The 11,929-nt window shown below is 58.2% G+C and carries 12 protein-coding genes, 1 pseudogene and 1 riboswitch; of the genes and pseudogenes, 7 read left to right on the top strand and 6 right to left on the bottom strand.

Annotated features, from left to right (window positions below):
* Together HMPREF9538_RS02320 and HMPREF9538_RS02325 are read right to left on the bottom strand one after the other, a co-directional pair.
* Positions 1–598, bottom strand: a pseudogene (locus tag HMPREF9538_RS02320) (ABC transporter ATP-binding protein); the annotation flags it as partial.
* An 86-nt stretch (positions 599–684) separates the two neighbouring features.
* Complete coding sequence (locus HMPREF9538_RS02325; RefSeq protein ID WP_002895652.1) at positions 685–897, bottom strand: hypothetical protein; 213 nt, start codon at positions 895–897, stop codon at positions 685–687.
* Positions 898–1,308: 411 nt separating this feature from the next.
* Between HMPREF9538_RS02325 and uvrB the strand changes: the two genes are divergently transcribed.
* Positions 1,309–3,330 carry an excinuclease ABC subunit UvrB gene (gene uvrB / locus HMPREF9538_RS02330; RefSeq protein ID WP_002895655.1) on the top strand — a complete coding sequence of 674 codons (2,022 nt, stop codon included), beginning with the start codon at positions 1,309–1,311 and terminating at the stop codon, positions 3,328–3,330.
* Between the two features lie 248 nt (positions 3,331–3,578).
* Here uvrB and pmrB read toward each other — a convergent pair whose 3' ends face one another.
* The 4 genes from pmrB to yvcK form a co-directional block, all read right to left on the bottom strand.
* The gene (pmrB, locus tag HMPREF9538_RS02335; protein WP_002895658.1) at positions 3,579–4,676 is read right to left on the bottom strand and encodes a two-component system sensor histidine kinase PmrB; all 1,098 of its coding nucleotides are present in this window, start codon (positions 4,674–4,676) and stop codon (positions 3,579–3,581) included.
* A gap of 3 nt (positions 4,677–4,679) precedes the next feature.
* Positions 4,680–5,351, bottom strand: a complete 672-nt coding sequence (pmrA, locus tag HMPREF9538_RS02340) for a two-component system response regulator PmrA (protein WP_002895659.1) — start codon at positions 5,349–5,351, stop codon at positions 4,680–4,682.
* Positions 5,351–6,991 carry a phosphoethanolamine transferase EptA gene (eptA, locus tag HMPREF9538_RS02345; protein ID WP_009486305.1) on the bottom strand — a complete coding sequence of 547 codons (1,641 nt, stop codon included), beginning with the start codon at positions 6,989–6,991 and terminating at the stop codon, positions 5,351–5,353. The genes pmrA and eptA overlap by 1 nt, the downstream gene beginning before the upstream one ends.
* Positions 6,992–7,095: 104 nt before the next feature.
* Positions 7,096–8,001 (bottom strand): uridine diphosphate-N-acetylglucosamine-binding protein YvcK, encoded by a 906-nt coding sequence (gene yvcK, locus HMPREF9538_RS02350; RefSeq protein WP_004142092.1) that lies wholly within the window; start codon positions 7,999–8,001, stop codon positions 7,096–7,098.
* Positions 8,002–8,209: 208 nt separating this feature from the next.
* Positions 8,210–8,348, top strand: a riboswitch (molybdenum cofactor riboswitch).
* Here yvcK and moaA point away from each other — a divergent pair.
* The 6 genes from moaA to HMPREF9538_RS02380 all read left to right on the top strand — a co-directional run bounded on the left by moaA (position 8,336) and on the right by HMPREF9538_RS02380 (position 11,798).
* Positions 8,336–9,325, top strand: coding sequence for a GTP 3',8-cyclase MoaA (gene moaA / locus HMPREF9538_RS02355; protein WP_032457263.1), 990 nt, complete (start codon positions 8,336–8,338; stop codon positions 9,323–9,325). (Overlaps the previous riboswitch by 13 nt.)
* 23 nt (positions 9,326–9,348) lie before the next feature.
* Positions 9,349–9,861, top strand: coding sequence for a molybdenum cofactor biosynthesis protein B (moaB, locus tag HMPREF9538_RS02360; RefSeq protein ID WP_002895668.1), 513 nt, complete (start codon positions 9,349–9,351; stop codon positions 9,859–9,861).
* Positions 9,862–9,864: 3 nt separating this feature from the next.
* Complete coding sequence (gene moaC, locus HMPREF9538_RS02365; RefSeq protein ID WP_002895670.1) at positions 9,865–10,353, top strand: cyclic pyranopterin monophosphate synthase MoaC; 489 nt, start codon at positions 9,865–9,867, stop codon at positions 10,351–10,353.
* Positions 10,346–10,594, top strand: coding sequence for a molybdopterin synthase sulfur carrier subunit (gene moaD, locus HMPREF9538_RS02370; RefSeq protein ID WP_002895672.1), 249 nt, complete (start codon positions 10,346–10,348; stop codon positions 10,592–10,594). The genes moaC and moaD overlap by 8 nt, the downstream gene beginning before the upstream one ends.
* A gap of 1 nt (position 10,595) precedes the next feature.
* Positions 10,596–11,048, top strand: a complete 453-nt coding sequence (moaE, locus tag HMPREF9538_RS02375) for a molybdopterin synthase catalytic subunit MoaE (protein ID WP_002895674.1) — start codon at positions 10,596–10,598, stop codon at positions 11,046–11,048.
* 45 nt (positions 11,049–11,093) lie between these two features.
* Positions 11,094–11,798, top strand: a complete 705-nt coding sequence (locus tag HMPREF9538_RS02380; protein ID WP_004142079.1) for a Bax inhibitor-1 family protein — start codon at positions 11,094–11,096, stop codon at positions 11,796–11,798.
* Positions 11,799–11,929: the final 131 nt, after the last annotated feature.

The raw sequence follows: 11,929 nt of genomic DNA, 5'->3' as shown, positions 1-11,929 counted from the left end.
GGGGGGGGGGGGGGGGGGGGCCGCCCCCCGTCAGGCCGATATCGCGATTTAACCGCAGCAGCAGATCCGCCAGCTTTTGCAGGCAGCGCGGCCCTCTGCCGCGCGAGGGTTCATCAAGGATCAGCAGCCGCGGCTGGACGATCAGCGCCCTGGCCAGCGCCAGCTGGTACTGATCGTCGTCGCTCAGCGAGGCGCCTTTGCGCTGCCGTAGGGCATAGAGCTCGGGAAAATACTCATAAATCTCGCCGCCGCTGGCGTTAGCCCCGGGTTTCCCGGCCGCCAGGGCGATGTGCAGGTTCTCTTCCACGCTGAGTTGGGAAAAAATGCGTTTATCTTGTGGCACGTAGCCGATACCAATGGCGCTGCGCGATTGAGCGGACAGGGGGGTGAGATCCTGCGGCGGGGCGCCAATGTCATGCCAGGTCATCCGGCCGCTAGCCACCGGCAGGTGGCCAGCAATGCAGTTAACCAGGGTGGTTTTTCCCATGCCCTCGCGTCCCAGTACGCCAATGCACTCTCCCGGGCGTAGTACTAGATCGACATTCCACAGCGAATGCTGGTTGCCGTAAAAGTGATTTACTGCCTGTAAATTCAACATGGACGTTTTCTCCTTATCCTGGCGTCAGGGCGACAGAAAGATGCTGCAAAACTCTTGCCAGGAAAAAGAACGCTCGGAAAAAAGCGCTAAACGCCGATACCATCGGGCCTCGTCAGCGCCGGGGCTGCACTTTTCCGGTGCCCGACGCTAAAGGGTGGTGCAAAAAGCAGCAAAAATCGAGCGGCTTTAAGCGGATAGTTATCAAAAATAGTTCGATAAAAATTTTTCGCCACGCGGTTGACCGCAAAAGGCGACAGGCGCCGGGCGGCGGTGGTCTTGGGCTGCGGACAGTTATCCACTATTCCTGTGGATAACCTTGTGTATTAGAGTTAGAAAACCTGCGGCAAGCTAGAGCGTACGCGGCTTGCGGCTGAATTGGCGCGAAAGGCGTCTTTTCTTTAAAGATCTTAAATATCAGCTTGTTAGATAAAATCAATGGGTGTAAGAAAAGCGTCATCTGCTGCCATAAAAGTTTAATCCGTCCGCTTGACAAATGTTAAAAGGTAAAATTTTCTGGGGATAACCCTGGCGGCCGGAGGATTATTCCGTCTGACGCGCGTTTTGCACCCAGCTTGCTAGCCAATAAGACCCTTTTGTGGCGTTATCATAAGTACGTACTGTTTAAATATCCAGTATAATTTATTGGCAAAAAACGGTCCGGGGGGTAGAATTAAACACCGGCCGCTAATTCTTTTTTCAGGTTCTGATTGATGAGTAAATCGTTTGTACTGCATTCCGCCTTTCGCCCCTCCGGAGACCAACCGGAAGCCATCCGCCGCCTGGAAGAGGGGCTGGAGGATGGGCTTGCGCATCAGACGCTACTGGGGGTTACCGGCTCCGGTAAAACCTTTACCATCGCCAACGTGATTGCCGACCTACAGCGGCCGACGATGGTGCTGGCGCCAAACAAAACCCTGGCGGCTCAGCTCTACGGCGAGATGAAAGAGTTTTTCCCGGAGAATGCCGTCGAGTATTTCGTCTCCTACTACGATTACTATCAGCCGGAAGCCTACGTTCCCAGCTCAGATACCTTCATTGAGAAGGACGCCTCGGTAAACGAACATATTGAGCAGATGCGTCTGTCGGCCACCAAAGCGCTGCTCGAGCGGCGCGACGTAGTGGTGGTGGCGTCAGTCTCGGCGATCTACGGCCTCGGCGACCCGGACCTGTATCTGAAAATGATGTTGCATCTGACGGTCGGTATGCTGATTGACCAGCGGGCGATCCTGCGTCGTCTGGCCGAACTGCAGTATACCCGCAACGATCAGGCCTTCCAGCGCGGCACTTTTCGCGTGCGCGGCGAGGTGATCGACGTCTTCCCGGCGGAATCCGACGATATCGCCCTGCGCATTGAGCTGTTTGACGAAGAGGTCGAGCGTCTGTCGCTATTCGACCCGCTCACCGGCCACGTCGAAGGGACGGTGCCGCGCTATACCATTTATCCCAAGACCCACTACGTAACGCCGCGGGAGCGCATCGTCCAGGCGATGGAAGAGATCAAGCTTGAGCTGGCGGAGCGGCGCAAGGTGCTGCTGGCCAACAACAAGCTGCTGGAAGAGCAGCGCTTAACCCAGCGTACCCAGTTTGACCTCGAAATGATGAACGAGCTGGGTTACTGCTCGGGCATTGAAAACTACTCGCGCTTTCTCTCCGGGCGCGGACCCGGCGAGCCGCCGCCGACCCTGTTCGACTATCTGCCGGCGGATGGCCTGCTGGTGATTGACGAATCCCACGTCACGGTGCCGCAGATCGGCGGTATGTACCGGGGCGACCGGGCGCGCAAAGAGACGCTGGTGGAATACGGTTTCCGCCTGCCGTCGGCGCTGGATAACCGGCCGATGAAGTTTGAAGAATTCGAAGCGCTGGCGCCGCAAACCATCTATGTGTCGGCGACTCCGGGCGCCTATGAGCTGGATAAATCCGGCGGCGAGGTTGTGGATCAGGTGGTGCGGCCGACCGGTCTGCTTGACCCAATCATCGAAGTGCGCCCGGTGGCGACTCAGGTCGACGATCTGCTGTCAGAGATCCGCCTGCGCACGGCCATCAACGAGCGCGTGCTGGTCACCACTCTCACCAAGCGGATGGCGGAGGACTTAACCGAGTACCTTGAGGAGCACGGCGAGCGCGTGCGCTATCTGCACTCGGATATCGACACCGTCGAGCGCATGGAAATCATCCGCGACCTGCGTCTTGGCGAGTTTGACGTGCTGGTGGGGATCAACCTGCTGCGTGAGGGGCTGGATATGCCTGAGGTGTCGTTGGTGGCGATCCTGGATGCGGATAAAGAGGGCTTCCTGCGTTCTGAACGCTCGCTGATCCAGACCATCGGCCGCGCGGCGCGCAACGTCAACGGCAAGGCCATCCTCTACGGCGATAAGATCACCCCCTCCATGGCCAAAGCCATTGGCGAGACCGAGCGTCGACGGGAGAAACAGCAGCGCTACAACGAAGAGCACGGCATCGTGCCGCAGGGGCTCAATAAGAAAGTGGTGGATATCCTGCAGCTGGGCCAGGGCCTGGCGAAAACCAAAGCCAAAGGGCGCGGTAAAGCGAAGGCCGTTGAGCCTGCCGGGCTTAGCGCTGTGGATATGACGCCAAAAGCGCTGCAGCAGAAAATCCACGAGCTGGAAGGGCAGATGATGCAGCACGCGCAGAACCTCGAGTTTGAGGAGGCGGCGCAAATACGCGACCAGCTGCATCAGCTACGCGAGCTGTTTATCGCCGCCTCCTGATTCTGGGCGCAGACTGGCGGAGTGGACGTGCGGGGTATAGTGAAGGCGCGCTTCTCTTATCGTCCTGCTTGCCAGATAACAAACATTTGAGAAAAAAAAAGGCCGCGTTGGGGCCTTCTTAATGTTTGCTTAATCTCGCCAGGCGACACTATCTTCAACCTGATGAGGATAGCGCCCATGCAAAAAATTAACTTCCGTGAATATCTGGCGGTCGCCACCGCCCTGGTCATTATTGTTGCCTTCTTCCATCAATGGGTGCTGACGTTCTGACCCCCGCGCTGCGGGAATAGCACCCACGCGCGGACCCCTGGCCCTGGCTGTCGGTTATGCAAAAAAAACTGGGCGTCATGCAGCTGAGCGATGCGCGTGACGATGCTCAGTCCGAGGCCAATGCCGCCGTAGCGACTGTCCATGCGCACGAAGGCTTTACTGAGTTCGCCGCTTTTCGCCTCATCGATCCCCGGCCCTTCATCTTCCACCGCCATCACCGGCATCAGGCCCGCTTTCACCGACACGCGGATCGTCGACCCTTCAGGGCTGTAGCGGTGAGCATTCTCCACCAGATTGCGCAGGATCACGCCGATTAACGTCGCATCGCCAGAGACGACGGCCTCGTTTTCGATATCCGTCAGCAGCAGCCGCTGCTGACGCTGCGCCAGCATAGCCTCCAGTTCGTCCTGCAGCGGTTTTACCACGTCATCCAGCAACAGCACCTGCTGGTAGCTGCCGGCGGAGAAGGACTGGCCGACGCGCGCCAGCTGCAGCAGCTGGGAAATGCTGGTGGTCATCTGATCGAGACGCTGGATCAGCGGGTCGACGCCCATGCCATGCACTTTCGCCAGCAGCTCAAGGTGCAGCCGCAGCCCGGCCAGCGGGGTGCGTAGCTCATGCGCCACGTCGGCGGTAAACAGCCGCTCGCGGTCGAGGGTCAGATTGAGGCGGGAAACCAACTGATTCAGGGCGGTGGTCACCGCCGTGACTTCGGGCACCGATTCGCTGAGTACGATAGGAGTGAGGTTGTCCGGCGTGCGGTTCTCCAGTTCGCTTTGCAGTCGTGAAAGCGGGCGGGTGATCTTGCGCACCGCCAGCATGCTGATATACAGCGCCAGGCCAACGATCAGCAGGCTCGGCACCAGCAGGCTGGCAACCGCTTCCCGTACCTCATGCTCCACATGTTTCTGGTTGTTGTGCCCTTCGATGGCGCTGGCCACCAGCAGCTGGATCTGCTCTTTGCTCTCATGCCATAGCCAGAAGACGCTTATCAGCTGGCAGACCACCAGGATGGCGCCGATGGTCAGCAGCAGCCGGTGGCGCATGGTCCAGGTTTCAGTTGCAAACAGAGCCATGGTCTATTCCGTGTCGATGTTGTTAGCCAGCATATAGCCAAAGCCCCGGACGGTGCGGATCCGCGATTTGCCAATCTTTTCGCGTAGGTTGTGAATATGCACTTCCAGGGTATTGGTCGCCGGCTCGTTGTCCCAGCTGTAAATGTCGTTGTAGAGGATCTCGCGATGCACCGGGCTACCGGCTTTCATCATCAGCCGCGACAGCAGGGCATACTCTTTCGGCGTAAGATCCAGCGCCGTTTCACCCAGCCACACCAGGCGGCGAGTGACGTTAAGGCGCAGATTGCCGACGCTGATTTCATTATCGCCCTGGTTGTTATGCCGGCGGAGCAGGGCGCGAATGCGCGCATTGAGTTCCTCCAGGGCAAAGGGTTTTACCAGGTAGTCATCCGCCCCGGTATCGAGACCGCTAATGCGATCCTCAAGCGTATCGCGGGCGGTGAGGATCAGCACCGGCTGGGTCATTTTCTCCCGCCGCATGCGGGAGAGAAAATGCAGCCCGTCTTCATCCGGCAGGCCGAGATCCAGCACGATCAGGCTGTAATGATTGCTGGCCAGCGATAGCGCGGCTTCGTGCGCGGTGGAGACGCCGTCGCACACGTATCCTTCACTTTGCATCGCCAGAATTAACCCCTGCAACAGCAGCGCATCGTCTTCAATGACTAAGATTTTCATCAACCAGCCTCTCTACATGGCGTTAAGATATCATCTGCCGCCTGGTACTCGCGGGTGCTGACGCCGAGCAGGCCGAGCAGGGTGGAGAACAGATTATCCTGCGAGTAATTCTCTTTTTGCGCCCGCTGCTGCAGACAGTGCGCGGAAATGCCGTAGCGCTGCTGGTAGTCGGCGGAGAGCCACAGCGCCATCGGCACATGTTTCTGCGTATCCGGCGCGATGGAATACGGTAGACCATGCAAATAGACGCCATCTTCTCCCAGCGATTCGCCGTGGTCGGACAAATAAACCAGGCTAGTGGTAAATTTATCCTGTTTAGATTGCAGTAGTTTTATCGCTTTATCAACGACATAGTCGACATAAAGGATGGTGTTGTCATAGGTATTGGTCAACTGCTCCCGGGTACAGCCCTGGATCTCATTGGTGTCGCAGGTCGGCGTGAATTTGCGAAACGCCGCTGGATAGCGATTGTAGTACGTCGGACCGTGGCTGCCGATGGTATGCAGCACAATAATGCCATCCTGTTGCAGGTTATCGATATAGCTGTCGAGATTATGGAACAGGACGTCATCGTAGCACTCGTCATCGATGCACTGCCCGGTGAGCTTCAGGTCGGTGACGTTCTGGTGTGGTACCCGGTCGCAGGCGCCTTTGCAGCCGCCGTCATTATCGTTCCACAGCACCCGGATCCCTGCGCGCTGTAGAATATCCAGGACGCCTTCCTGATGGTGCGCCAGCTCTTCATCATAATGTGCGCGCGGCATATTGGAGAACATGCACGGCACGGAAACTGCGGTTGCCGTGCCGCAGGAAGTGGTATGCGGAAAATAGATCACGCCGTCCTGCCGCATCAGCGGGTTGGTGTCGCGCGAATAGCCGCCCAGTGAGAAGTTATCCGCTCGCGAAGTCTCGCCGAGCACGACGATCGTCAGGTTCTTACGGGGAGCGTTATGCATCACCGCTTTCTGCGTGGCATCTTCGCCAATCTTCACCAGCGGCAGGTTGTCCATCCGATGATGAGCATACCAGGAGTTCACGGCCACAATGCTGTTGGAAGGGCTCAGGGATTTCACCAGCTCTTTGTTGTTACGGAACACCGAGGCGTAATCTTTGTAGAACAGCGCGGCCACCAGAATAATCAGCAGCGCCGAAACGGCGATATTGAGCAGGCGCATCGCCGCGCCGCGCCACCGCGTGGCGGGCTTACGGATTTTCACCCACCAGGCGACGAATACCGCCAAAACCCCGGAAAGGCCGAGGACGGCAATCATTTCGCCGGAGAGTAGAGCAAAGCTTTCCGCCGGAGTGGTGTCGAGGATATTGGTGATCATGCTGCGGTCGATCACCACGCCAAAGTTCCAGATGAAGTATTGCGCCGAGGCGCTGAGCAGAATGAACAGGCTAATCACCAGCCGGTCCAGCTTCAGGAACGAGGCGAGAGTGGTGAGGATATTCATCACGCTAATGGCCACGATCGGCATACTGAGAAATACCAGCCAGTTATGCAGGCTATTTACCGGCAGTAACGGGAAAACCTGGCGATAAAAAGCCAGGTTGAGAAAGATGCCGATATAGCAAGCAAAGAGAATCAGATAAGTCGTGCGACTGACCACCGGCCGACGCAGAGGCAATAACGACATAATGCACACCCACAGAAAAAGATGAGGGTATAGTGCCAGCCCTATTTTAAGACAACCTTAAGATTTTAAGGTGCGCCGAAGAGGGCCGCCTCCGGCGCGCAGGATCAGCCCGGCAGCTGGATCGCTTTCTCCAGCGCCCCGCGGAGCAGCGCCCGGTCATGACGATAGGGAACGTCGCTGGCCTCCAGCGGCGTCTGGATCACCAACCGGTCGTCAATGCCGCTGATATCGGCTTTTGGACCGGCGATCACCGCATCCACCACCCGCTTGCCTACATAGCGCTCCATAATCGCGATGCGCTCCGCCAGCGACAGCCTCGCGGCCGGGCTATGCTCTTTGCCGAGGTTATCGATAAAAACCATCGGCGCCGGGGTGCGGCGCAACGCCTGGGCCATCTCGTCGAGCAACAGGATCGGCAGCAGGCTGGTGTAAAAACTGCCCGGCCCAATGAGGATCAAATCGGCTTCGGCGATAGCCTCCACCGCCTCGCGGGTGGCCGGTACCGGCGGGGTGAGCATCAGCTCCTGCGGCACATTATCAAGCTGATCAATATTCACTTCGCCATAAACTTCATGGCCTTCATGATCGAGCGCCATCAAATCCACCGGTTGTTCTGACATCGGGATCAGGAAAGCGTCCACTTTCAGCAGGTTTCTGATCAAATTGATCGCCTCTAACGGCCGCACGCTCAGGTGATCCAGCGCCTTTAACATCAAATTTCCGAGGTTATGCCCGGAAAGCTCGCCGTTACCGCCAAAACGATACTCAAACATCGCCGACGCTACGCTCGGCTCGGCAATTAACTGATTGATGCAATTGCGCATATCGCCCCAGGCAATGCCACCTTCCGAACGACGGATCCGCCCGGTGGAACCCCCGTTATCGGTGGTGGTGACAATGCCGGTCAGCCGTGAGCCGAGCGAGGAGAGGGAGGACATCACCCGGCCCAAACCATGCCCGCCGCCGAGCGCGACCACCCGATCGAGGTCAGCGAATGTACGATTGCGCATAGAAATTCCTTATTTCACATAAACGGCCACACACTACCCGATCTACCCCTAAAAGACGATGGGAGGAGCCCGACAAACTGACCGACATCAAGGCAAAAAAATGATTTATGGCTATTCTGTAGCGAAAATGCACGAAGATAGCGATATGTATAAGATTATATAGCGAAATCGCCAATGGCGAAACTGCCTGTAACGCGCTACTATCGACATAACCTGTTAACACTCTAGCCTCTTCGCCTGTGTCAAAAGATATGGCGATTTGGCCGCGACGCCGCCGGTTGTCGCCAGGGCGTGGAAAGAAATGACCGCGTCTCCCGTATTTGGAAAGGTGTATATGGCCTCACAGCTTACCGATGCATTCGCGCGTAAGTTTTATTACCTGCGTCTGTCGATTACCGATGTGTGCAACTTCCGTTGCACCTACTGCCTGCCGAACGGTTATAAGCCCGGCGCCGTCAATAACAATGGCTTTCTCAGCGTAGACGAAGTACGCCGGGTTACGCGCGCTTTCTCTGCGCTGGGCACCGAAAAAGTTCGCCTCACCGGTGGGGAACCCTCCCTGCGCCGCGACTTCACCGAGATTATTGCCGCCGTGCGTGAAACCCCGGCGATCCGTCAGATTGCGGTCACTACCAACGGTTACCGCCTGGCGCGCGATGTCGAACGCTGGCGCGATGCCGGCCTGACGGCGATTAACGTCAGCGTTGATAGCCTCGACGCCCGCCAGTTCCATGCCATCACCGGCCAGGATAAGTTCCACCAGGTGATGGACGGCATTGACGCCGCCTTCGCCGCCGGCTTTGACAAGGTAAAGGTGAATACCGTGCTGATGCGTGATGTTAACCATCACCAGCTCGATACCTTCCTCGCGTGGATCCAACCCCGCCGTATCCAGCTGCGCTTTATTGAGCTGATGGAAACCGGTGAAGGCAGCGACCTGTTCCGCCGTCACCATCTCTCCGGCATGGTGCTGCGCGATGAACTGCTGCGCCGCGGCTGGATCCATCAGATCCGCCAGCGCAGCGATGGCCCGGCGCAGGTCTTTTGTCACCCGGACTACGCCGGCGAGATCGGCCTCATCATGCCGTATGAAAAAGACTTCTGCGCCACCTGCAATCGGCTGCGCGTCTCGTCCGTTGGCAAACTGCACCTGTGCCTGTTTGGCGAAGGCGGCGTCGACCTGCGCGACCTGATGGCCGAAGACCAGCAGCAGGCCGCGCTGGAGGCGCGGATCGCCGAAGCCTTAACCCATAAAAAGCAGACCCATTTCCTGCATCAGGGCAACACCGGTATTACGCAGAACCTGTCCTATATTGGCGGTTAATCGTTTTCGAAAGGAGCATTCAGATGAGCCAGGCTAGCGCTGAGTTTATCCCGACCCGTATTGCTATTCTTACCGTTTCCAGCCGTCGCGGCGAAGAGGACGACACTTCCGGTCACTGGCTGCGCGAGGCGGCGCAGGAGGCGGGGCACCAAGTCGTCGAGAAGGCGATCGTCAAAGAGAATCGCTACGCCATCCGCGCTCAGGTATCGGCGTGGATAGCCAGCGATAACGTGCAGGTGGTGCTGATCACCGGCGGCACCGGTTTTACCGACGGCGATCAGGCGCCGGAAGCGCTGCTGCCGCTGTTTGATCGTGAGGTCGAAGGCTTTGGCGAAGTGTTCCGCATGCTGTCGTTCGAAGAGATCGGCACCTCGACGCTGCAGTCCCGGGCCGTGGCCGGCGTCGCCAACCGCACGCTGATTTTCGCCATGCCGGGCTCAACCAAAGCCTGCCGTACGGCGTGGGACAACATCATCGCCCCGCAGCTTGATGCCCGCACCCGTCCGTGTAACTTCATTCCACACCTGAAGAAATAATCTATGTCACAACTGACCCATATTAACGCCGCGGGTGAAGCCCATATGGTCGATGTCTCCGGCAAAGCGGAAACGGTGCGCGAAGCGCGCGCCGAGGCTTATGTCGAAATGCAGGCGACGACCCTGGCGATGATTATCGACGGCAGCCACCACAAAGGCGACGTGTTTGCCACCGCGCGTATCGCCGGGATCCAGGCGGCCAAACGCACCTGGGAGCTGATCCCGCTGTGTCATCCGCTGATGCTCAGCAAAGTGGAAGTCAATTTGCAGGCGCAGCCGGAACATAACCGGGTGCGCATTGAATCGCTCTGCCGACTCACCGGGAAAACCGGCGTCGAGATGGAAGCATTGACCGCCGCCTCGGTTGCCGCGCTGACCATTTACGATATGTGCAAAGCGGTGCAGAAGGATATGGTGATTGGCCCGGTGCGCCTGCTGGCGAAAAGCGGCGGCAAGTCCGGCGATTTTAAGGTGGGTGAATGCCATGATTAAGGTTCTGTTTTTTGCCCAGGTGCGCGAGCTGGTCGGTACCGATTCGCTGACCCTTGATGCCAGCGAACTGGCGACTGTCGAAGCGGTTCGTCAGCAGCTTGCCGCCCGCGGCGATCGCTGGGCGCTGGCCCTGGAGGAGGGCAAGCTGCTGGCGGCGGTTAACCAGACGCTAACCTCTTTCGAACATCCAGTGGCCAGCGGCGACGAAGTGGCGTTCTTCCCACCGGTAACGGGGGGCTGACATGACGCAAACCCGTATCGTGGTCAGCCCGGCGCGCTTTAGCGTCAGTGAGGAATATCCCTGGCTGGCGGAACGCGATGAAGACGGCGCGGTGGTCACCTTCACCGGTAAAGTGCGTAACCACAACCTCGGCGACAGTGTGAAGGCGCTGACCCTCGAGCACTATCCGGGGATGACTGAAAAATCGCTGGCGGAAATTGTCGAGCTGGCGCGCGAGCGCTGGCCGCTGGGCCGGGTGACGGTTATCCATCGCATCGGCGAAATGTGGCCGGGGGAAGAGATTGTGTTTGTCGGCGTCACCAGCGCTCACCGCGGCAGCGCCTTCGCCGCCGGCGAGTTTATTATGGATTACCTGAAAACCCGCGCGCCGTTCTGGAAGCGTGAAGCGACGCCGGATGGCGAACGCTGGGTCGACGCCCGCGACAGCGATCGCCAGGCGGCAGAGCGCTGGTAGTGTGATACGCTTACAGGGTGAAACTTTGTTTATCAGGAGAGAGTCATGGACAGATATCCGCGTTCCGATTCAATAGTGCAGGGCCGTACCGGCCTGCAGACTTACATGGCGCAGGTGTACGGCTGGATGACGGTCGGCCTGCTGCTGACGGCGTTTATCGCGTGGTTTGCAGCGAATACTCCGGCGGTGATGATGTTCGTCTTTTCGAGCAAAATCACTTTCTTCGGGCTGATTATTGCCCAGCTGGCGCTGGTGTTTGTGCTGTCGGGAATGGTGCAGCGGCTGAGCGCCGGGATGGCCACCACGCTGTTTATGCTCTATTCGGCGCTGACCGGACTGACGCTATCGAGCATTTTTATCGCCTATACCTATTCATCGATCGCCAGCACCTTTGTGGTCACCGGCGGGATGTTTGGGGCGATGAGCCTGTATGGTTACACCACGAAGCGCGATCTGAGCGGCTTCGGCAGCATGCTGTTTATGGGGCTGATTGGCATCGTGCTGGCGTCGCTGGTCAACCTGTGGCTGAAGAGCGAGGCGCTGATGTGGGCCGTGACCTATATTGGGGTGGTGCTGTTTGTCGGTCTGACGGCGTATGACACCCAGAAGCTGAAAAACATCGGCGAGCAGATTGATACCCGCGACAGCGCAACGCTGCGTAAATACTCGATCCTCGGCGCCTTAACGCTGTATCTGGACTTCATCAACCTGTTCCTGATGCTGCTGCGTATTATGGGCAACCGCCGCTAACCTCTTTATATCAAGGGGTTGCATCTCCGAACGCCCGGCAAGCGCAGCGCCGCCGGGCGAGATATCAGGCACGATACCCGCGGTATTGCCGGGTGGCGGCAGCGCCTTACCCGGCCTACAGGATCCTCTCA

The sequence above is a fragment of the Klebsiella sp. MS 92-3 genome, assembly GCF_000195655.1.
Classification (GTDB): Bacteria; Pseudomonadota; Gammaproteobacteria; order Enterobacterales; family Enterobacteriaceae; genus Klebsiella; species Klebsiella pneumoniae.
This window is presented reverse-complemented; position numbering and strand designations above follow the sequence as displayed.

What these genes read in the sequence shown, in the direction of transcription:
- HMPREF9538_RS02380 (WP_004142079.1), top strand. Translation starts at nt 11,094, where the DNA reads ATGGACAGATATCCGCGTTCCGATTCAATAGTGCAGGGCCGTACCGGC.
- moaE (WP_002895674.1), top strand. Translation starts at nt 10,596, where the DNA reads ATGACGCAAACCCGTATCGTGGTCAGCCCGGCGCGCTTTAGCGTCAGT.
- moaC (WP_002895670.1), top strand. Translation starts at nt 9,865, where the DNA reads ATGTCACAACTGACCCATATTAACGCCGCGGGTGAAGCCCATATGGTC.
- uvrB (WP_002895655.1), top strand. Translation starts at nt 1,309, where the DNA reads ATGAGTAAATCGTTTGTACTGCATTCCGCCTTTCGCCCCTCCGGAGAC.
- yvcK (WP_004142092.1), bottom strand. Translation starts at nt 8,001, where the DNA reads ATGCGCAATCGTACATTCGCTGACCTCGATCGGGTGGTCGCGCTCGGC.
- moaA (WP_032457263.1), top strand. Translation starts at nt 8,336, where the DNA reads ATGGCCTCACAGCTTACCGATGCATTCGCGCGTAAGTTTTATTACCTG.
- moaB (WP_002895668.1), top strand. Translation starts at nt 9,349, where the DNA reads ATGAGCCAGGCTAGCGCTGAGTTTATCCCGACCCGTATTGCTATTCTT.
- pmrB (WP_002895658.1), bottom strand. Translation starts at nt 4,676, where the DNA reads ATGGCTCTGTTTGCAACTGAAACCTGGACCATGCGCCACCGGCTGCTG.
- eptA (WP_009486305.1), bottom strand. Translation starts at nt 6,991, where the DNA reads ATGTCGTTATTGCCTCTGCGTCGGCCGGTGGTCAGTCGCACGACTTAT.
- pmrA (WP_002895659.1), bottom strand. Translation starts at nt 5,351, where the DNA reads ATGAAAATCTTAGTCATTGAAGACGATGCGCTGCTGTTGCAGGGGTTA.
- moaD (WP_002895672.1), top strand. Translation starts at nt 10,346, where the DNA reads ATGATTAAGGTTCTGTTTTTTGCCCAGGTGCGCGAGCTGGTCGGTACC.